The 19,756-nt window shown below is 38.8% G+C and carries 16 protein-coding genes and 1 riboswitch; of the genes, 9 read left to right on the forward strand and 7 right to left on the reverse strand.

Features of this window, described 5'->3' with window-relative positions:
* Positions 1-475: 475 nt before the first annotated feature.
* A complete protein-coding gene (locus H4J41_RS12255) occupies positions 476-901 on the forward strand; it encodes a hypothetical protein (RefSeq protein ID WP_182137816.1) in 426 nt (141 codons plus the stop codon).
* Between the two features lie 218 nt (positions 902-1,119).
* Here H4J41_RS12255 and pdsO read toward each other — a convergent pair whose 3' ends face one another.
* Positions 1,120-1,965, reverse strand: coding sequence for a sortase-associated OmpA-like protein PdsO (pdsO, locus tag H4J41_RS12260; protein WP_182137815.1), 846 nt, complete (start codon positions 1,963-1,965; stop codon positions 1,120-1,122).
* A 268-nt stretch (positions 1,966-2,233) separates the two neighbouring features.
* Between pdsO and pdsR the strand changes: the two genes are divergently transcribed.
* Both pdsR and pdsS read left to right on the forward strand, forming a co-directional pair.
* A complete protein-coding gene (pdsR, locus tag H4J41_RS12265; RefSeq protein WP_182137814.1) occupies positions 2,234-2,947 on the forward strand; it encodes a proteobacterial dedicated sortase system response regulator in 714 nt (237 codons plus the stop codon).
* A gap of 6 nt (positions 2,948-2,953) precedes the next feature.
* Complete coding sequence (pdsS, locus tag H4J41_RS12270; protein WP_259364563.1) at positions 2,954-5,185, forward strand: proteobacterial dedicated sortase system histidine kinase; 2,232 nt, start codon at positions 2,954-2,956, stop codon at positions 5,183-5,185.
* Between the two features lie 159 nt (positions 5,186-5,344).
* On the opposite strand, the gene queE is transcribed toward pdsS, so the two are convergent.
* Complete coding sequence (gene queE / locus H4J41_RS12275; protein WP_182137813.1) at positions 5,345-6,019, reverse strand: 7-carboxy-7-deazaguanine synthase QueE; 675 nt, start codon at positions 6,017-6,019, stop codon at positions 5,345-5,347.
* 67 nt (positions 6,020-6,086) lie between these two features.
* Between queE and queC the strand changes: the two genes are divergently transcribed.
* Entirely contained in the window at positions 6,087-6,743 is a 657-nt protein-coding gene (gene queC, locus H4J41_RS12280) for a 7-cyano-7-deazaguanine synthase QueC (RefSeq protein WP_182137812.1), read from the forward strand.
* A gap of 139 nt (positions 6,744-6,882) precedes the next feature.
* On the opposite strand, the gene lysC is transcribed toward queC, so the two are convergent.
* The gene (lysC, locus tag H4J41_RS12285) at positions 6,883-8,259 is read right to left on the reverse strand and encodes a lysine-sensitive aspartokinase 3 (protein ID WP_182137811.1); all 1,377 of its coding nucleotides are present in this window, start codon (positions 8,257-8,259) and stop codon (positions 6,883-6,885) included.
* Between the two features lie 279 nt (positions 8,260-8,538).
* Positions 8,539-8,731, reverse strand: a riboswitch (Lysine riboswitch).
* A 277-nt stretch (positions 8,732-9,008) separates the two neighbouring features.
* Between lysC and H4J41_RS12290 the strand changes: the two genes are divergently transcribed.
* Positions 9,009-9,761 carry an ElyC/SanA/YdcF family protein gene (locus H4J41_RS12290; RefSeq protein WP_182137810.1) on the forward strand — a complete coding sequence of 251 codons (753 nt, stop codon included), beginning with the start codon at positions 9,009-9,011 and terminating at the stop codon, positions 9,759-9,761.
* Positions 9,762-9,937: 176 nt separating this feature from the next.
* Here H4J41_RS12290 and H4J41_RS12295 read toward each other — a convergent pair whose 3' ends face one another.
* The gene (locus H4J41_RS12295) at positions 9,938-10,696 is read right to left on the reverse strand and encodes a Nif3-like dinuclear metal center hexameric protein (RefSeq protein WP_182137809.1); all 759 of its coding nucleotides are present in this window, start codon (positions 10,694-10,696) and stop codon (positions 9,938-9,940) included.
* A 53-nt stretch (positions 10,697-10,749) separates the two neighbouring features.
* Positions 10,750-11,511, reverse strand: a complete 762-nt coding sequence (locus H4J41_RS12300) for a class I SAM-dependent methyltransferase (protein WP_182137808.1) — start codon at positions 11,509-11,511, stop codon at positions 10,750-10,752.
* 60 nt (positions 11,512-11,571) lie between these two features.
* On the opposite strand from H4J41_RS12300, the gene gloB reads away from it, so the two are divergent.
* Positions 11,572-12,381, forward strand: a complete 810-nt coding sequence (gloB, locus tag H4J41_RS12305; RefSeq protein WP_259364562.1) for a hydroxyacylglutathione hydrolase — start codon at positions 11,572-11,574, stop codon at positions 12,379-12,381.
* Between the two features lie 79 nt (positions 12,382-12,460).
* Positions 12,461-14,113: a LysM peptidoglycan-binding domain-containing protein gene (locus H4J41_RS12310; RefSeq protein ID WP_182137807.1), complete on the forward strand. Its 1,653-nt coding sequence runs from the start codon at positions 12,461-12,463 to the stop codon at positions 14,111-14,113.
* 172 nt (positions 14,114-14,285) lie between these two features.
* On the opposite strand, the gene H4J41_RS12315 is transcribed toward H4J41_RS12310, so the two are convergent.
* Positions 14,286-15,476: a hypothetical protein gene (locus H4J41_RS12315; protein ID WP_182137806.1), complete on the reverse strand. Its 1,191-nt coding sequence runs from the start codon at positions 15,474-15,476 to the stop codon at positions 14,286-14,288.
* A gap of 336 nt (positions 15,477-15,812) precedes the next feature.
* Here H4J41_RS12315 and asnB point away from each other — a divergent pair, with 336 nt between their 5' ends.
* Both asnB and H4J41_RS12325 read left to right on the forward strand, forming a co-directional pair.
* Positions 15,813-17,477 carry an asparagine synthase B gene (gene asnB, locus H4J41_RS12320; protein WP_182137805.1) on the forward strand — a complete coding sequence of 555 codons (1,665 nt, stop codon included), beginning with the start codon at positions 15,813-15,815 and terminating at the stop codon, positions 17,475-17,477.
* 185 nt (positions 17,478-17,662) lie between these two features.
* Entirely contained in the window at positions 17,663-18,424 is a 762-nt protein-coding gene (locus H4J41_RS12325; RefSeq protein WP_182137804.1) for a hypothetical protein, read from the forward strand.
* A 140-nt stretch (positions 18,425-18,564) separates the two neighbouring features.
* Here H4J41_RS12325 and pyrD read toward each other — a convergent pair whose 3' ends face one another.
* Complete coding sequence (pyrD, locus tag H4J41_RS12330) at positions 18,565-19,578, reverse strand: quinone-dependent dihydroorotate dehydrogenase (protein WP_182137803.1); 1,014 nt, start codon at positions 19,576-19,578, stop codon at positions 18,565-18,567.
* Positions 19,579-19,756: the final 178 nt, after the last annotated feature.

The following is a 19,756-nucleotide window of genomic DNA, read 5'->3' on the forward strand; positions in this document are numbered from 1 at the left end:
TAAACATACTATTTAGCCAGAATTCTAGATAAGAACTAAACTATTCCCTCACGCTATTGTTAAGGTTTTTCGACTAAATAGATTTGGCAGTTTATATGGTGGGCAAGTGAATAAAATCTCACCTTTATAGGGGCTGAATAAATGCTATTTTCTACTGACAAAGCTATATTAGGGCGAGTCGAGTATAAAAGAAATTTTATTGTCACAACGCCAGATAAAACCTAGGTAGGTGATTTAAGCTATATTTGGACAGGAGAAGGCTAGTTATATTTATGCTCCATAGTTGATTTATATGCTACTAAGGTAATATTCAAGCAATAAAACCAAAGGTTTTTTTAACACTGCTATTGCTTAATATTATAGTCGCCATCGAAATGCCTCTCGGTAATTAAAAAATCATAATGTTGAAATTTAAGCTTGATTACTCGGTCTTTAACCTTGTTACCAACACTTTTATTTAATTTGAGGAATTTATATGTCGACAGCTGATCCCTTAGCTAACAAAAACTTACAAAGCAACTTGCAATGGTCATTACTATTTTTACGGGTAGGTGTGTTTATTGTGATGTTTATTTGGACGCTAGACAAGTTTGTTAACCCAGCACATAGTATTAAAATTTTTGAACATTTTTATAAAATCAGCGGCTTTAATGACATCATGGCTTATGGTTTAGGCGCACTACAATTAATATTGGTTTTCGCGTTTTTATTTGGCATTAAAAAACGCCTCAGTTACGGTTTGATTTTTCTGATGCATGCGGGTTCAACATTATCAGCTTACGCGCAGTATATGGATGCTTTTAATAATTTATTATTCTTCGCCGCATGGCCTATGTTAGCTGCTTGTGCCGCGCTATATTTACTTCGTGATGCTGATACTAAGTTTACTTTAGGCAAGTAGCCTATGGTTAATAAGCGCCTAATAAATACTTAATAACGTGTTCTAAGTAAAGGTTAAAACAAAAAGCCAAGGCAGAACGCCTTGGCTTTTGGCTAATTTTTATTGAAATAGTTAACAGAGAAACGGGTTAACTGTTGCTTTACAAATAGTTTAGTTATTTTTAGACTAGATTTTTCTTAGCTTAGATTGCCGTCTATACCAGGTTAAAATGCACAGCGTTAAAAGTTCTGGGCCGTTTGTGAATTTTTTTGCTGAGTGGCATCATTGGCTAATGCGGTGTTTTTTAACTTGATAACCACACGACGATCATAAAAACTCACCTCTTTATTTACTGATGCCACCACAGATTGCTGTTCACCAAAAGCAAATAAGCTAATGCGGTCAGCCTTTACGCCCTGGTCAATCAGTGCATTTTTAACCGCATTAATACGTGCTAATGAAAGTGCTTGGTTTAGCGTATCACTGCCTTGTTTATCGGTATAGCCAGAAAGATCTAAGGTTAAATTAGGTGATTGTTGCACAATGCGCGCTAAGCTTTCTATCTGCTCTTGATAATGTGATTTAATTTCACTTGAGCCGGTAGAGAACTGTAAGCTCATTAATAAGTTTTGTGCTTGTAGGTTACTTGCCGCTTGATAGTTTTGCTCTAGCGCTAACAACTCAGTTTGATAGCTTTGCTCTGCTTGCTCAATTTGTCGTTGGTAGCGAGCTAGCGATATTTCATTACTTTTTTTCTCTGCACTGTAGGCGGTTGACAAGCTTTCAATTTCATCCGTGGCATTGATGTTTTTTGCAATCATATTACCAGCTACCCCAGTGATAAAGGCGCCAATAGGTCCACCTAAAATAGCGCCAATAACCATTCCTGTGCCGAAGCCAATTTCTTCCTTCAATTGTGCTGAACTCTCTTGCGCTATTTTGTCTTGCGCTGTTTTTTCATATGAACTTGCAAAGACGGGGCTGACCGTTAAGGCCGATATTAAAGCAACATTAAGCAATGTTTTAGCTCGAGAAGTTTTGCTTACACTTGGGTTATTTGCTGTGGTTAATTTTGTTGTCATCATGGTGTCTCTCATTAATAGTGTCGGTGATAAATAGTCGATGGATACTTGCTAACTAAACACTTAATTAGCTTGCTTGTTTTTGATGGTGTTATTAAAGCGTAGAAAAACGACGACTAAAGGACGCAAATATGGCAATTCAGTGAGCAAATGTGGCAACATTATGGCAATGTCAACAATTAGCAGCATCGATGGCGTTTATTCGATATTATTTAAGCCAGATTTTTATGCCAATATTTACGCACAACGAGATAAAGGATAAACAACAGTCATGTCGAAACGGATTGCTATTGTTGAAGATGATGCCGCCATTAGAGAAAACTATGCTGATGTATTGCGCCTACAAGGTTATCAAGTACAAACCTATGCTAATAAGGCCAGCGCTATGCAAGCGTTTAATCTACGCTTACCTCATTTAGCCATTTTAGATATTGGCCTTGAACACGAATATGATGCTGGTTTTGAGTTATGCCAATGGTTACGCTCAAAGTCGACAACCTTACCGATTATTTTTTTAACCGCACGTGATAGTGATGTTGATACCGTATCTGGCTTGCGTATTGGCGCTGATGATTATCTCACCAAAGATATTAGCTTACCGCACTTGTCTGCCCGCATTGCCGCGCTATTTCGTCGCCAAGACGCTTTAGGCAAACCACAACAAGCTGATTATATGCTCACTATCGGGCCATTAACCGTAGATAGTCAGCGCATGAGCATTCAATGGCAAGAGCACAATGTTGATTTAACCATCACCGAGTTTTGGATGTTATACGCATTAGCTAAACATCCCGGCCATGTGAAAAACCGTAGCCAGTTAATGCAAGACTCAAACATCTATGTTGATGACTCAACCATTACGTCGCATATCAAGCGCATGCGCAAAAAATTCAGCTATATCGATAGCGACTTTAATTGTATTGAAACAGTTTATGGTATGGGTTATCGCTGGAACCAAAGCGCCAAAGAAACCTCAGGTAACTAAACTAAAATGACAATGAAATGGCGATTTGGCTTAAGAAGTAAGCTGCTCTTATTATCGAGTTTTCTATTTACCATCCCATGGTTTGGTTATCAATATGTTTGGGAAATGGAAAAATACCTCCGTTATGGTCAAGAGCAAACCATTATAGGCACAGCCAGAGCACTTGCTACCGCTATGCATGAGCGGGCAAACTTGTTTAATAATCAAGCCAGTTTTTTACCTAGCGTTGAAAAAGGCAAAGACCTATATAGTTACGGTTTATCCGCGCCCATTCAACTCGACGGTTTAAATCAAGACTGGCCCGACTTTGCCAACAAAGCGCATTTTTATCAGCAAAATAACCAACTTTATAGCCAACTAACGCCTGAGCAATTATCAATAAATTTTACAGCGGCGGTTGGCACTTATGGTCAGTATTTGTATTTATACTTTGGGGTGATTGACGACAAGGTTATATATCGTGACAGCAATGCCCGCAGCATTATTAACAATGACCACTTAGAGCTTGCTTTTATTAATCCACAAGGCGTTTTCAGTCGCTTTATTATCAGCAATAAAACGACTGGCTGGATAGATGCTTATCGTATTACCGATATTGCAGCAGATATTCCTGTGCCTGCTAGACAAATTCAAGGGCATTGGCGAAATACCGCGCAAGGTTATAACGTTGAAGTACGCGTGCCATTAACTGAGTTTAACGACAATATCGCTTTTGCGGTGCACGATGTTGATAGCCCCTTAGGTAGCATTCAAGCATCGCTGGGCTCAGCAGACCCGAGTTCTGCCGAGACATTAGGCACTATTTTAGTACCCTCACCCGAAATTGAGCGCATTGTTAAAGGCATGAGTTATACCAATTCTAGCATTTGGGTGGTTGACCAACATCATAGGGTATTAGCCACCACAGGTAATATAAAAAAAGCCAGCGGTGTCTGGAATAAGCGCGTTAACATTAACAATGAACGCCTTGATAATACTGATGATAATTTTATATTAACGGCTTGGCATAGCGTTGAAAACAATCTACTGAAACCCTTATATGAAAGAATACTGACGCAACCGCCCAGTAATTTTATCGACCAACTTTATGACTCAGAAAACCTGACAGGCAAACATATCGAAAGTGCTTTAACGGGTGAGCCTATGTCGCAGTGGCGTTTAAGCACAGATCAACAAGCGGTGGTATTGTCGGCCGCTTACCCCATATTTATTAATAAACAGGTAAAGGGTGCGGTGATTGTTGAAGAAACCACTAATGGCATTCGCACCTTAAGAAATCAGGCACTTGAAAAGCTTTTTAGTTCTATTCTGGCCATTATGTTATTAGGCGCGTTGGCCTTCTTTTTGTTTGCTTCGCGGATATCAAATCGCATCAGAACCTTAAGTAATCAAGCAGAAATGGCGATTGACGAACATGGTCGTATTAGTGGCAATGTTGATACCTCAAATACCAATGACGAAATTGGTGATTTGTCGCGTAGTTTCTCAACTGCGGTTAATCGCCTGAGTCAATATAATCACTATTTAGAAAATATGTCGTCACGTTTATCACACGAATTGCGCACGCCTATTGCCGTGGTGCGAACCTCGTTAGAAACCTTAGCCATGCAGCAACAAAGTATCAGGGCAACAACACGAGATAATAATGATAAAAGGCAAGCACCCCTAGTGGAAAACCCCTATTTAGTGCGCGCTCAACATGGTATTGAGCGCTTAAGCTTAATTTTAACCAATATGAATGAAGCGACCCGAATAGAGCAAATGTTACAAAACACCGACAAAAGTGCCTTTGACTTAGCTGAGGTATTTAACGGTTGTATGCAAGGTTATCGCTTGATTTACCCTGATATTGATTTTTTATTTAATGATATAACACCAGGAAAGCATCCGCTTTTAGGTTCACCAGAACATATCGCGCAGTTATTAGATAAAGTGATTGCCAATGCCGTAGAGTTTTCTGACGATAATAAAATTACCGCCAGCGTCACACGTAATAATCAACAGGTGACGCTAACCATCAGCAATAACGGTGAGCTATTGCCTGAACAAATGAGTGAACAACTGTTTGACTCTATGGTGTCGATCAGGAAAAAACACAATAATGAACAGCCTCATTTAGGCTTAGGTTTGTATATTGCGCGCTTAATTTGTCAATTTCATCACGGCACAATAAAAGCCGTAAACCAGCAAAATCAGCTCGGCGTTGAGGTTATTATTACCTTGCCATTAACAAAATAATGTTAATGGCTTAAGCTAGGCTGTTGGTTGTGAAGATTACCTTTAAGCTCTTACCTGCATTGCTGCAGCTCTAAGGATTGCACTTCTAGCATTGCAGTAAGTTTGGATCATGACAAGCTAGCGCAGTACTGCATTTGCTATTGCAACTATGACAAAATACTATTCAATACCAATGTATTTGTGTACTTGCACCGATAAGCGCCAGTTATTTTTAATACAAGCGGCAATAGCAAGTTCGGTGGCACGTTGTTTTTGGCTAATAGGTTGTAAATAAATCTGCTTTTTTTCGATTTGATGCTCGGCTAATAACGCTTTTAGGTCATCAATATGTTGCTCTGTGGCCACCGGGTGTTTAATTTCATTTGCCCTTTGCATCGCGCTGGCTAAAATTTTGTAACCGCCACGCATATTTACTTTAGGTGACACAGTAACCCAGCATTGCTCAGAGACTCTAATTTCAAAGGTGCCTGAGGTTTCTACCTGACAGCTATAACCTTGTGCTTCAAAATATAAACACAAGGCGGTTAAATCTTCCATGCAAGGTTCGCCACCGGTAATAACAATATGTTTAGCGTTAAAGCCCTGCTTGTTAAAGATTGCAGCAATATCATCTAAGGATAAATTTGACCATTGTTCAGTCTCTTCTACCTTACTTAACAGTTGCTTACTGGTTATTTCTAACTCAGGATGAATGTCCCAGGTATGTTTAGTATCACACCAAGAACAACCGACAGGACAACCCTGTAAACGAAGGAAAATTGACGGTTGGCCGGTAAATGAGCCTTCGCCTTGCAGAGTTTCAAACAATTCATTTATTTTATAACGTGTGGTCATTTCTTTAATGCTTAGATAATTTCTAGTAGAATGCGCAAGTTTATTATACCTCAAGAGATCTGTAAATATGAGTAGTAAAGTCGTAGTAATTTTTTCTGGTGGCATGGATTCATTCACCGTACTGCACCGCGCTTTAAAAGACGGTAAAGAAGTCTATGCCTTAACCTTTGATTATGGCCAAAAACACGTGAAAGAAATAGCCTGTGCCAGTAAAGTTTGTCAACAACTGGGGGTTGCTCATAAGGTTATTGATATTTCATCCATTAATCAGTTATTAGCGGGATCGTCTTTGACCGATGATATCGACATTCCTGAAGGTCATTACGAAGCCGAAAGTATGAAGTCAACGGTTGTACCTAATCGTAATATGATTTTACTGTCGTTAGCTGTGGGTTATGCCGTCTCAGTAGAAGCCGCGCAAGTATATTATGGTGCTCATTCGGGTGATCATGCTATTTATCCTGATTGTCGACCTGAATTTGTCATGAAAATGAATGAGGTTTGTCAAATCGCGAATTATCAAGCGGTTGAAATTTTCAGTCCTTACTTAACGAACAGTAAATCCGATATATTAACTGATGGTTTAAAGATGGGTTTGCGTTACGATGACACTTGGACTTGTTATAATGGCCGAGCACAAGCCTGCGGTAAATGCGGTGCATGTCAAGAGCGCCTAGAAGCCTTTGCTGACAATAATGTGACCGACCCTTTAACATACGAATAAGCTTATTTATAAAAGCCAGCCAAATTAAATGCAAAAAGGGACAGTGCAATGTCCCTTTTTAAGCGCTATTTTTTGGTGCTTATTTTGATAATCGTGACTGTTTATGGTTTAAACAATCATTTTATTTACTGACATCAGCTTAGTCGGTAAACAAGGTACTATGTAAACGTTCAACCACTTGGTTAGCATCGGCTTCTGGCACGAGAAAACACAGATTATGATTGCTTGCGCCATGACAAATCATGCGAATATTAAAATCATTTATCTTATCAAAAATACTGCTGCCAACCCCTTTAGTGCCATGAATTTTATTACCGATCACCGCAATTAAACTCAAACCATGCTCAACACTGACTTCACAAAGTTGTTCTAACTCTTCTACCACGGCTTGAGTTAACAAGGCTTGTGTTGAACCATAAGGATTGTCAAAGGTTAGCGCGACACTAATTTCACTGGTGGTAATTAAATCAACACTTAATTGGTGTTTGGCTAATACGGTAAAAACTTTCGCTAGGAAACCACTGGCATGCAGCATTTGTGGACTTTTTACTGTCACTAAGGTTTGCTCGCGTCGCAGCGCAATCGAACGATAAGTAGGATTAGAGTCAACTTGGCGCTGTATTTTGGTGCCACCTGCATTAGGTTCTTTACTTGAACCCACAAAAACAGGAATATCTTGCCGCATAGCTGGAATAAGTGTCGCTGGATGAAGAATTTTCGCGCCAAAGGTGGCCATTTCGGCCGCTTCACCGAAACTAATTTCATTAATCGAACGTGCTTGATCTGTTATCCGTGGATCGGTAGTAAAAATACCCACCACGTCAGTCCAAATGCTTAAATTACTGGCTTGAACAGCTTCAGCTAACAGCGCGGCGCTGTAATCAGAGCCACCGCGGCCTAAGGTGGTCGTATTGCCCTGTGGATCACAGCCAATAAAACCTTGCGTAACAATAACTTGTTCATTAAGTAAGGGATAAAGTAGTGCTTTAGTATTAGCGGCCAATTCGGTTAAATCAACTTGCGCTTTACCATATAAACTATCAGTTTTCATGACTTGGCGAACATCAAAATAATGACCATTCACATCGACGAGTTGTAACACTTGTGCAAAAATTCGTGAACTGAATTGTTCACCAAAACTCAGGATTTCATCACTGGTTTTTGTGCTGTATTGCTTTGCTTGTTGCTCAGCACAAGCGCGTAACGCATTTAATAAGCCTGATATTTCTTGATCAATAGCTTGATGATTATCAAAATGCTGGGTTATGGCAAATTGAATATCAGCAATATGGGTAATAATTTGTTGTTGTTCACTTATCGAAACGTCTGCTTGGCTTAAACGCACTAGGTGATTAGTAACACCAGCACTGGCTGATACCACCACTAAACGGTTAGTGCTATTATTTTTAATAATATCCGCGCAGCGTAACATCGCATGAAAATCAGCAACACTGGTGCCGCCAAACTTTGCAACGGTAATATTTTCAGTATTGGTATGATCTATAATTACAGACATGCAGATACTCCATGAGTTTGAGATTGAATGGTTAAACATTCGAGTCTATCGCAAGATGTATATTTAGATAACAATATATATTTAAATAACAATGTGCCAACACTAGTGCGATTAAGGCTGGTAAGATGGGATATTAACATAAAAATTCTTCCTAAACGCCTGCATTGCTAAAGGTACTTCATTAAATATAGCAAATATAACAGGCAAATAACTAACAGGAAGAGCATGACTGAGCGTAGAGCGAATTAGGTTAAAAACCTGTTATTCAGGCGGTACTATTCAGCCAGAAGCTCTCCACCCTATGCTAAAAAAACTTGTGTTTTTCTAGCGGTGACAGCCCTAAGGATTCAGCCCTAGCGACCGAATATGATATGCCCCCATATCAATATTCTCGGCAATTGTCCCCCTCAATAACAGTCAAAGGAATGGGTCCTCATGTTACCTACCTAGCAATTGCGCCTCTTCTGGTGCGAAAATCTTTCTATTTCTGCACTACTTAATTCATAACACCATCATAGTTGATAGATAAGGGTATTATAAAAGTGGAGTAAAAATTCTAATTTTCAGCGCAGTCATTAGACCCTATCTAAGCGTAAATATCAACAGACTTTTAGACGTCCAAATAAAATAATTTGTCACCATTAGCTACGGCTTTAAATAGCTACTGCTTCAAAGTCTTATAATTGTTATGCTTAAGTATCTTGAAAACTTATCACCCTATTCGTATAGCCTATTTTGGACTGAGTAACATGGATCTATTTTTACTAAAAAAAATTATCAGCTTAATGATTATGCCACTGAGCATAATTATCTTACTGTTAATTATCGCCATTATTTTTTATCGTTTAAAACCAAAATTGAGTTTTACGGCGTTATTTACCGCAACCACTTTATTATTTTTGAGTACCTTTCCACCTTTATCCGATAACATCATGGCGGCATTAGAAGATAATTATCCCGCATTTACCCGCAGCAATAAGCCGGTTGATTATATTATTATTTTGGGCGGTGTTCACACCAGCGTTAAGGGTTTGCCCGCGACCAGTGAGTTAAAGTCTAGTTCACTAGAAAGGTTAGTTGAGGCTGTTCGTATCTACCGCCTGCACCCCGAAGCACAAATAATTACCTCAGGTTTTGCCGATGGCGATGTTAGTTCAAACGCAGAAAAAGTTAAGCAAGCAGCGATATTATTAGGTGTGCCAAAAAATAAAATATTGACTGAAAATTTCCCTCAAGATACCGAAGAAGAAGCGCAACTTATCGCACCACGCGTGTTAAATAAAAATATCGTACTCGTCACTAGTGCCAATCATTTACCCAGAGCCATGGCCTATTTCCAACGCTACGGCGTCAATCCAATCCCTGCACCGGCAAGCCCATGGGTTAAAAGCAATGGCCTTACTCCATGGTCTTATTACGTACCTAATGCTAAAAATTTACAACAAACCACTACGGTTTGGTACGAAACCCTCGGGCGTATAGTGCAATGGTTTAAAGACTAATAGCTGACAAACTAAAAACATCAGTAATTTGTACAACACGACTTAATGACCAAAAAGCCTTGTGCAGTAACACATTGACATAAGGCTAATTCTTTAAAAAGTACAATTGTGCATGAACAGCAGTCTTGTAGTTGGTGCTATATTTTGCCGCTATATTGGTATTAATAAACTGCCGCTTAGGCCGGGTTATCAATATCAATAAACTTAGCCTCTAATGGCAAATGTTGATTAAAATGTTCGGCTAATGCTTTAGCGCCATAGCGCTCGGTGGCATGATGGCCAGCGCAATAAAAATGAATATCCATCTCGCGCGCAACATGAGTGGTTTGCTCAGATACTTCACCACTAATAAACGCGTCTATGCCGTGTTCAGCCGCTAACTCAATATAGCCTTGCCCACCACCGCTGCACCAAGCCACGGTTTTAATCGCTTTATTTGATGGCGGTGCTATGTGTAAGCAAGTCCGGTTGAGCTTTTCATTAATGCGTTGCTCAAGTGCTTGTGGGCTAAGTTCACTAGTAAAGTCTCCACGTACAGCAACACTCAAGGCGTTACCCTCTTCCAATGGCGCGACATTATTGATTGAAAATAATTTCGCTAATTGTGCGTTATTACCTAAGCTTGGATGAATATCTAAGGGTAAATGATAGGCAAATAAACTGATGTCATTTGCCAGTAACGCCTTAATGCGCTTATGTTTCATACCACGGATGACATAACTTTCATTCTTCCAAAAAAAACCATGGTGTACGACTAACGCATCGGCTTTTTCAGCAATCGCTTGTTCGATTAACGCTTGTGTAGCGGTAACGCCCGTGATGACCTTACTGATCTTATCTCGCCCCTGAATTTGTAGACCATTTGGACAAAAGTCTTTAATTTGTTCAGGCTTTAATAAGTTGTTTAAATAGCTTTCGAATTCATGAAGTTGCATTAATTAATTCTGACCTTAAATATTGAGTTATTATATTTAGTACTGCTTTACCATTACTGATTGGTTTTTTTACTGGTTTTTCTTGATGAATTCATCGTTGGCACCTTCACGGGTTCAAAGTGTGGCCTGAGTTGCCATTTGGGTTTTATCGGCGTTAAAGGTAATACGCGCTTTTTCGCCACAATGACATAAACAGAGCCTAAACTTGGAAAATAACGTGCCGCTATATTATGCCAATAGTTACAAAAAAGTCCCTGAGTGAGTTGCCCAGATAATGACGAATGCAAAAACCGTTTATCTAGTTGGATCTCAAATCCCATTAAGTGCAGCCAATCTTTCACTCGCATAGGTGAAAATAACCTTTCATTCCAAGGCGTTTGCTTACGCCTATAAGGAATAAATTGATTAAGACCCACTAAACTAAAAGGATTAAATCCAGTGATCACTAAATAGCCATTAGGAATTAATACCCGGTTGGCTTCACGCACCACATGATGAGGGTCTAACGAAAACTCCAAAGCATGGGCCAATACGCAGACATCAACACTGTGCTTTTGTAAGGGTAAATCATCAATTTCAGCAATAACATCACTATTTTCCAGCTGGTTTGTTAAGGTTAATTGATGCTTAATCGGGCTATCTACACTCGATATTTCACCACTTAAAGCGCCAATTTTTAGCATATGATAGCCAAAAAACTTTGGCCACCAAGGGGCTAACGCTTGATTAATATTGGCAACTATCAAGTCACCATTAGGTAAGTTTTGCCAAGATTTTGGATAATCAGGGTGCCTAAACGCGAGTGCTGGCTTCATTATATTAAACTGTCGAAAAAGTAAGTATAATCATATCTTCAGTATACTCAGGAGCCACACATGCAGCAAACCCAAAGCAGCACTAATATGAAAGTTTCCATGATAAAGGCCTTTTCAGATAATTATATCTGGGCTATTTCGTCGAACTTAGGTCACAACATGGCCTTAGTTGACCCAGGTGACGCCAATGTTTGTATCGAATTTATTGAACAACAAAAACTGCAACTGTCGAGTATATTAATCACTCACCATCACGCTGATCACGTGGGTGGTATTAAAAAACTTGTTGATTATTGTAAAAGTAAGCAATGGCCATTAACCATTTACGGCCCTGAAAGTGAAAACATTCCACACTGTGATGTCGCGCTTAACGAAAGCGCTAAGGTGGCGTTAACTGATTTAGACCTCGAATTTGATGTCATTGATCTGCCAGGTCATACCAGTGGCCATATAGCTTATTTATCACAAGACAATTTATTTTGTGGTGATACTTTGTTTTCAGGTGGCTGTGGACGCCTTTTCGAAGGCACGCCGAGCCAAATGCTCTGCTCATTAGAAAAGCTAAGCGCTTTACCTGAGCGCACTCAGGTCTATTGTGCTCATGAATATACTCAAGCTAACCTTAATTTTGCTCTAAGTGTTGAACCCGATAATACCGAGTTGGTAGATTATTATAATCAAGTAATACAAAAGCGCGAACAAGACATTGCCACTATCCCAACATCAATCATGCTTGAAAGGAAAATCAATCCATTTCTACGCTGTAACGAGTCTAGCTTGATGACAAGCGCGGCTGAGTTCAGTGGTGAAAAGGTTAATGATAAATTACAAACCTTTACCATTATCCGCGCATGGAAAGACAATTTTTAAGGCGTTTTTATTGCGCAAATCTTGAATAACCGCCCTAAATAAGTGACACTGGCGGCTAGTAAATTTAAATAGACCTTGCATGAAGAATATAACCCTATCTATCGCAACCGTACTGCTATTGTCCGGTTGCCAATCAGTTTTAAACCAAAATCAATCAAATAACCTTGAAACTAATAATGATATTCAAGTACTTATCGATGTTGCCTCTTCGGCAGAGATCAATCAAGCGCTGCTGGTTGATGAAGCTATTGACGTTATTCATCCCATTGCCGACGGTGATATAGATCTGGGCAATGACTTAAAAGAAAGCTATTTGTCAAATGATGTTTGGCAACGAATTCGCAGCAAGCTTGAATTTTCGATACCCGAAGATCCTCGTGTTGTTAGCCAACGAAATTGGTTTATAAAGCACCCTGACTATCTAAACCGCGTAGCTAAACGCGCTGAGCCATTTTTGTATTACATCGTTGAAGCATTAGAAGCGAACGATATACCCATTGAAATTGCCTTATTACCCATAGTTGAAAGCGCTTTTGACCCTTTTGCTTACTCACATGGTCGTGCATCAGGTATGTGGCAATTTATTCCCGGCACAGGCAAACGCTTCGGCATGAAACAAAATTGGTGGTTTGACGGACGACGTGACATAGTTGCCTCAACCCAAGGTGCTATTAACTATTTAAAATACTTAAACAAGTTTTTTGATGGTGATTGGATGTTAGCGCTTGCCGCTTACAACTCAGGTGAGGGACGAGTAAGACGTGCGGTTAGAAAAAATAAAAAGAAAAACCTACCTACAGATTTTTGGTCTTTAGATTTACCAAAAGAAACTCGTGCTTATGTGCCTAAATTATTAGCGTTAGCTGACATTGTAAAACGTAGCGAAGAATTTAAAATTAAACTGCACGTAATTGATAATAGCTCGGTGATCAGTCAAGTCGATATTGGTTCACAGCTTGATTTAGCCAAAGCAGCGCAATTAGCTGACTTGACATTAACAGAGTTGCAGCGACTCAACCCAGGTTTTAATCGTTGGGCAACCGACCCTGACGGCCCACATTATTTATTGTTACCCAACCACAAAATAGAAAACTTTAAGCAAGGCCTTGCCAAATTGAGCGCAAAAGAACGTCTAGCTTGGCAACGCTATAAAATTAAAAACGGTGACAACCTAGGTGAAATAGCACAAAAATTTAATACTGAAATAGCGTTAATAAAACAAGTTAATAACATTAAAGGCAATCAGATCAGAGCGGGGAAATTTTTATTAATTCCTGTTGCTACCGCCTCGTTAGACAGTTATTTACTCTCACAAAATCAACGTTTAGCAAAAACACAAAATAAAGTATTGGCCGGTGAAAAGCGCATTCATATAGTGAAATCTGGTGATACCTTGTGGGATATCAGCCGCGCCTATCGTGTTTCAACCCGCAGTATTGCAAAATGGAATGCTATGGCGCCAAGAGACACGATTAAACCTGGACAAAAACTCGTTATCTGGCAAAAAACAGCGGTTAAAACACTGGCTTTAGATGCTATGACACCAAACGAAAAAGCGATAATGCGCAACATTCATTATCGTGTTCGCAAAGGTGACTCTTTTGCCCGTATCGCCGACAAGTTTAATGTCAAAATAAAAGATATTGAACGTTGGAATAGCCTTAATCGTGATAAATACTTACAACCGGGACAGATGTTAAAGCTGTCGGTAGATGTGACGAATAATATTTAACACCTTAATTATTGATAATATTATCACCAATAAATTTAGTCGTAGCAGATAGTTGCGAAGGGAAAAATTAAAAAACGCTAACTGAGTTAGCGTTTTTTTTGTGCTGAAATAAAGCATCAGTGGTTGGTCATATTAATGCCTTTATAATATTAACGCGTTTATAACTAAACGATTATAAACCGGCGACACCTTGAGTAATAATGTTTTTCGTTTGCTTAACAATATCCATCAATGCTTGTTGATTGAAGGCTTTAATTTTCGGGGTATGGATATGACCTACCGGTAAAGTTGAATAATATTGGTCACGTAATAAGATACTACGATAAGATATTTCATTAGAAAGGTAACCACCACCTGAGCCGCTAACCGAAGTTTGCTTAACAATATCTGCCAGTGATTGACCCTTAAATGTACCACCTAATAAGGTCGATATTGTGCGATTGTCGTTAACCTGATATTGACCAGCACCCTTTAACATTGCCAATATAGGTAAGCTAAATTCAACAAACTCAGGTCCTTGCAAAGCGGCTGTTTTAAACTTGGGTATTAATGGCTTATTTTTCGTAGCACCTGTCAATATATTAAGGTTATCAGGCGCGTTAGCGCTGCGTCTTAACGCCGGGTAACGCTCTAAATCAAAATTCTCTCTGCCCATGCTTACGGTTAATACCATATCAACAGATTTACCTTGAATATAAGGCGCTAGTAATTCCTCTATCATACCTTGATCAAAATCTGCAAAACGCACAGGAATAATGAGCACTTCAATTTCAGCACTTTGCCCTTCAATGCTAACCACTAAATCGTCCAAAGCGAGTGCAACTACCCCTGATGGATTACTTTGATCGATATGTCTATCTAGAAAAAAGGGATCAAAACCAGTAAGCAGTATTTTTTTATCGGCTTTTTTATCAAACTTCACATCCAGTTGACCACGAGATAATAACTCCAGTGTCCATAACAACTTGCGTTGTTGATTAGGAAACAAGGTCGTAAATGCTTTGGTAGAGCGTAACGCTTTGCTCATTTGTAAGCGCGCCCAATATAACGGCCGATCGTCGTAGTCGTTCAATTGGTTAAATGACTTTTTCGCCTCTAACCATAGCCCTTTACCGTGACGAATAGTTAATTGTGTTAACACGGTATAGCTAGTTGCTCGGTTTAGTTGACTAGCAAATTTTTCAGCTTGTGCCCTTAATCTTGTCGAAACATCTGGCATTGCTTTAAGCGCGTTATCAAGACGTAATTCTTCAACCGTTAATGCAGCGTAGTTAATTTCTTGGCTACTAATAGATAAACTTAGGCCAAGCGAGATGGCGACAACAAAGATCTTTAGGGTTATTTTATTTACAGTTTTTAACATTTATTGCTCTTACTTATGATTGAAATTAAAATCAAACGGCTAATTTCTCTATACTTATCATTGATATATTAATGTATCTACTTTTTTAACACGAGCGATTAATGTTACACCAAAAACCACTTTTACACCTTATTGTGTCATTAGAGTAAAAATACTATTGATTGTTTATCAAATACTGTAAGGTGTCACACAACAGCAATATTGCTGAACGATAAGTTTCTGTAAACACTATCATGTTTACCTAGAGATAATATCGCATAATACGCTTGAATAAACTTGTTAGAGCGCATTCACCACACAATTTGTCATTAATAAATATAAAGGGGTAGCACTTCAATGTGTTCGATATTTTGTATATTAGATATTAAAACAGGTGCAGACGCACTTCGTCCAAAAGCTTTAGAATATTCTCGCTTACTTCGTCATCGTGGTCCAGATTGGTCTGGTATCTACAACAATGACCACGCAATTTTAGTGCATGAACGTCTGTCAATTGTTGACACTGAACATGGCGCTCAACCATTATATAACAGTGACAAATCAAAAGTTTTAGCGGTCAATGGTGAAATTTATAATCATAAAGCATTAGCCAGCCAACATACGCCTGACTATGATTTTCAAACCGCTTCGGATTGTGAAATTATCATTCCAATGTTTGAAAAATTTGGCACTGACTTTGTCGATAAGCTCCAAGGTATGTTTGCCTTTTGTCTATATAACGAGCAAGACAATAGTTATCTAATTGCCCGTGATCACATGGGTATTATTCCACTTTATACCGGTTATGACGCTGAAGGTAACTTCTATGTTGCCTCAGAAATGAAAGCGTTAATGCCCATTTGTAAAACGGTAGCAGAGTTCCCTCCAGGTCATATTCTAGATAGCAGAGTCGGTAAAGTTGAAAGATATTACCAACGCAACTGGCAAAAATATTCAGCGATAAAAGATAACAACACCAGTAAAGAAAAAATACGCGAAGCATTAGAAGAATCAGTTAAAAGCCATTTGATGACTGACGTACCTTACGGCGTATTACTTTCTGGCGGTTTAGACTCATCATTAATTTCTGCCATTACGCAAAAATTTGCCGCTAGACGTATCGAAGAAAATGATTTGTCTGAAGCATGGTGGCCTAAAGTGCATTCTTTTGCCTGCGGCTTAGCTGGCTCGCCAGATTTAATTGCCGCTAAAACCGTTGCTGAGAGCATAGGTACAATACACCATAGTATTATATTTACCGAACAAGAAGGTATCGACGCACTTAAAGAAGTGATCTATCACTTAGAAACTTATGATGTAACCACGATTCGTGCCTCTACACCTATGTATTTAATGGCGAGAAAAATAAAAGCCATGGGCATTAAAATGGTACTTTCTGGTGAAGGTGCTGATGAAATATTTGGTGGTTATTTATATTTCCACAAAGCGCCAAATGCGGAAGAGTTTCATAACGAATTGTTGCGCAAGCTTGATAAATTACACATGTTTGATTGTCTACGTGCGAATAAATCTATGTCAGCGTGGGGCATTGAAGCACGCGTACCCTTCTTAGATAAAAACTTTATGGATGTTGCCATGCGCATTAATCCAGAAGATAAAATGTGCGGTAATGGCAAGATGGAAAAAGCTATTTTACGCTCATCTTTTGAAGGTTACTTGCCAAAAGAGATCTTATGGCGTCAAAAAGAGCAATTTTCTGATGGCGTGGGTTATTCTTGGATTGATGGTCTAAAGCAGCATGTTGAAGCACAAGTTAGCGACCAACAACTAGCGAGCGCAGAATTTAAGTTCCCCGTGAATACACCCGATACTAAAGAAGCTTATTTTTATCGTTGTATTTTCGAAGAAAACTTTCCGCTAGCATCCGCAGCAGATTGTGTACCTGGCGGAAAATCAGTCGCTTGTAGTACACCAGAAGCGTTAGCTTGGGATGAAAGTTTCGCTAACATGGCCGATCCTTCAGGACGTGCTGTGCAAAGTGTGCATAATGACAGTTATTAGTCTTAGCTAACTGAGAGATTTTAAGCCTAAAATTAAAAACCGACTATTAAAGTCGGTTTTTTTGTACAATATTTACTAAATATTATACAGTTACTCTCAACTTATACTCTTAACTTAGTATATGGCCAAATAAATCAATTCATTAATCCAATGGGTATTACAGCCATTGTTAGTAGGAAGCTATCTTGTCAAACCGTGTAGAACCTGAAATTCCAACGATTAATATCGATCAAGATCAAGTTAAGATGGCTCGTGAACCTGTAGCTAAAGCACACAAGTCAGAGCAAGTGAACTCTGCAACTAATACACCCAAAACATTAACTGCAGCGCAAACATTATTAATATTAATACCTTATTTTGCTCTAGCGGGTACTGGCTGGTATTTTTATCAACAGCAAGTGAGTGTAAATAATACCTTAGCGTCGAGCTCTGCGCGAATTCAACAGCTAGAAAACCAACTCTCAGCTACCGGTGAAGAAATCGGTGAGTCAACCATTGCTTTAAAGGTTAAGTTAGAAGCGGTTAGTGAAAAAACAGAATTATTATTATCTGAAATGGATAAACTCTGGGCTTCAGCTTGGCGGAGAAATCAAGAAGAAATTAAAGCCTTAAATTCAAAAAGTATCAACATGGCTCAACAGCAAGATAAAAACACCGGTTCAGTTAGCCAGCAAAATAACGCACTTAATGATTTAAAAGATAAGATTACCGCCACCGAGTTTTCAATTAATGCTGTTTCTGAGCAAATGGTTACTGCCAGTAGCTTAAAAGAGCAATTTAAAAAACTATCTACACAGCTCAATACTTTAGATGCCAATGCAAAAAGTCGTGATAAGCAACAAATGTTTACCGCGACTAGTATCAATCAGTTTGATACTAGTCTGCAATTACTCGTAGAGCGAATGGAACGTTTAGAGGCTATATTAGCGAGTAAGTCTGGACCCTAAATTTAACTCACCCTATATAAGTGGGCATTGAATTATAAGTGGAGATTGAACCACAAAAAGGCCATCAACTGAAATCAGTTGATAGCCTTTTTATATTTTTTGCTTTTGCAATCAATTTGATCGCGTAAGACTAAGCAATTTTACTTCAGTGTTTGCACGATTTCTTTTATCAATTCTGGCCCTTGATAAATAAAGCCAGTATACACTTGGACTAACTTTGCCCCTGCCGCAAATTTTTCTTGAGCGTCTGCGCCAGACGCTATACCGCCGACACCAATAATCGGCAGCTTGTTATCAAGTGCTTTTGCTAGTAATTGAATAACTTCAGTACTTTTTTCTTTTACCGGTGCGCCACTTAATCCGCCCTGTTCATTACCAAAGGGTAAATGTGACACTTTATCACGTGCTAAGGTGGTATTTGTGGCAATTACGCCATCAATATTGTTGGCAATTAAGCACTCAGCAATAGACTTTATTTCCTCGGCATTTAAATCTGGCGCTATTTTTACCGCAACAGGCACGTACTTACCATATTGCTCTGCTAACGCAGTTTGTTCAGCTTTTAATGCTGATAGTAGTTCATTAAGTGCATCGCCATATTGTAGCGAGCGTAAACCTGGGGTATTAGGTGATGATATATTAACCGCAATGTAAGTAGCATAGTCATAAACTTTACGCATACAGTGAATATAATCATCTTTAGCATTTTCATCTGGCGTATCTTTATTTTTACCAATATTAATACCCAAAACACCAGGGTACTTAGCTTTAATTACTTGGTCAACGAGATAATCAACACCTTTATTATTAAAACCCATACGGTTAATAATAGCGTTTGCTTCTGGTAATCTGAAAATTCGTGGCTTGTCATTACCTGGTTGAGGTCGTGGCGTTACTGTTCCCACTTCAACAAAGCCAAAACCTAAAGCTTCAAAGGCTTTAATGCACTCGCCATTTTTATCTAACCCTGCCGCTAAACCGACTGGATTAGGAAACTTAATGCCCATAACCTCTACCGGTTTATTGGCTATGGTTTGCTTATAAAGTAAATTAAGCGGCGAAGCGCCTGTTGCTTTAAAGCCTTTAATCGTTAATTCGTGAATTGCTTCTGCATCGAATTTAAAAAACACTTTACGAATAGCTGAGTAAAACATAATACCTCTTTAATTATATATAATACTAATACCAATCTTACTAATTATCTGATCATTTTTACTGGTTAAAATAACCAACTACTGCGTTATTTATTTAATAATTAGAACAACTAGTTATTAAAATAAACGCCTTATATTTGGCCATTTTTCCTGCGTATAAAGTAGACCACCTAATTAA

This window comes from Colwellia sp. MB3u-45, assembly GCF_014077005.1.
In the GTDB taxonomy this organism is placed as follows: domain Bacteria; phylum Pseudomonadota; class Gammaproteobacteria; order Enterobacterales; family Alteromonadaceae; genus Cognaticolwellia.

Bases quoted from the DNA above. Each gene is read 5' to 3' on its own strand.
- pdsS (WP_259364563.1), top strand. From the start codon at position 2,954: ATGACAATGAAATGGCGATTTGGCTTAAGAAGTAAGCTGCTCTTATTA.
- H4J41_RS12300 (WP_182137808.1), bottom strand. From the start codon at position 11,511: ATGAAGCCAGCACTCGCGTTTAGGCACCCTGATTATCCAAAATCTTGG.
- lysC (WP_182137811.1), bottom strand. From the start codon at position 8,259: ATGTCTGTAATTATAGATCATACCAATACTGAAAATATTACCGTTGCA.
- pdsR (WP_182137814.1), top strand. From the start codon at position 2,234: ATGTCGAAACGGATTGCTATTGTTGAAGATGATGCCGCCATTAGAGAA.
- H4J41_RS12255 (WP_182137816.1), top strand. From the start codon at position 476: ATGTCGACAGCTGATCCCTTAGCTAACAAAAACTTACAAAGCAACTTG.
- H4J41_RS12290 (WP_182137810.1), top strand. From the start codon at position 9,009: ATGGATCTATTTTTACTAAAAAAAATTATCAGCTTAATGATTATGCCA.
- pyrD (WP_182137803.1), bottom strand. From the start codon at position 19,578: ATGTTTTACTCAGCTATTCGTAAAGTGTTTTTTAAATTCGATGCAGAA.
- asnB (WP_182137805.1), top strand. From the start codon at position 15,813: ATGTGTTCGATATTTTGTATATTAGATATTAAAACAGGTGCAGACGCA.
- queC (WP_182137812.1), top strand. From the start codon at position 6,087: ATGAGTAGTAAAGTCGTAGTAATTTTTTCTGGTGGCATGGATTCATTC.
- gloB (WP_259364562.1), top strand. From the start codon at position 11,572: ATGCAGCAAACCCAAAGCAGCACTAATATGAAAGTTTCCATGATAAAG.
- H4J41_RS12315 (WP_182137806.1), bottom strand. From the start codon at position 15,476: ATGTTAAAAACTGTAAATAAAATAACCCTAAAGATCTTTGTTGTCGCC.
- pdsO (WP_182137815.1), bottom strand. From the start codon at position 1,965: ATGATGACAACAAAATTAACCACAGCAAATAACCCAAGTGTAAGCAAA.
- H4J41_RS12310 (WP_182137807.1), top strand. From the start codon at position 12,461: ATGAAGAATATAACCCTATCTATCGCAACCGTACTGCTATTGTCCGGT.
- H4J41_RS12295 (WP_182137809.1), bottom strand. From the start codon at position 10,696: ATGCAACTTCATGAATTCGAAAGCTATTTAAACAACTTATTAAAGCCT.
- queE (WP_182137813.1), bottom strand. From the start codon at position 6,019: ATGACCACACGTTATAAAATAAATGAATTGTTTGAAACTCTGCAAGGC.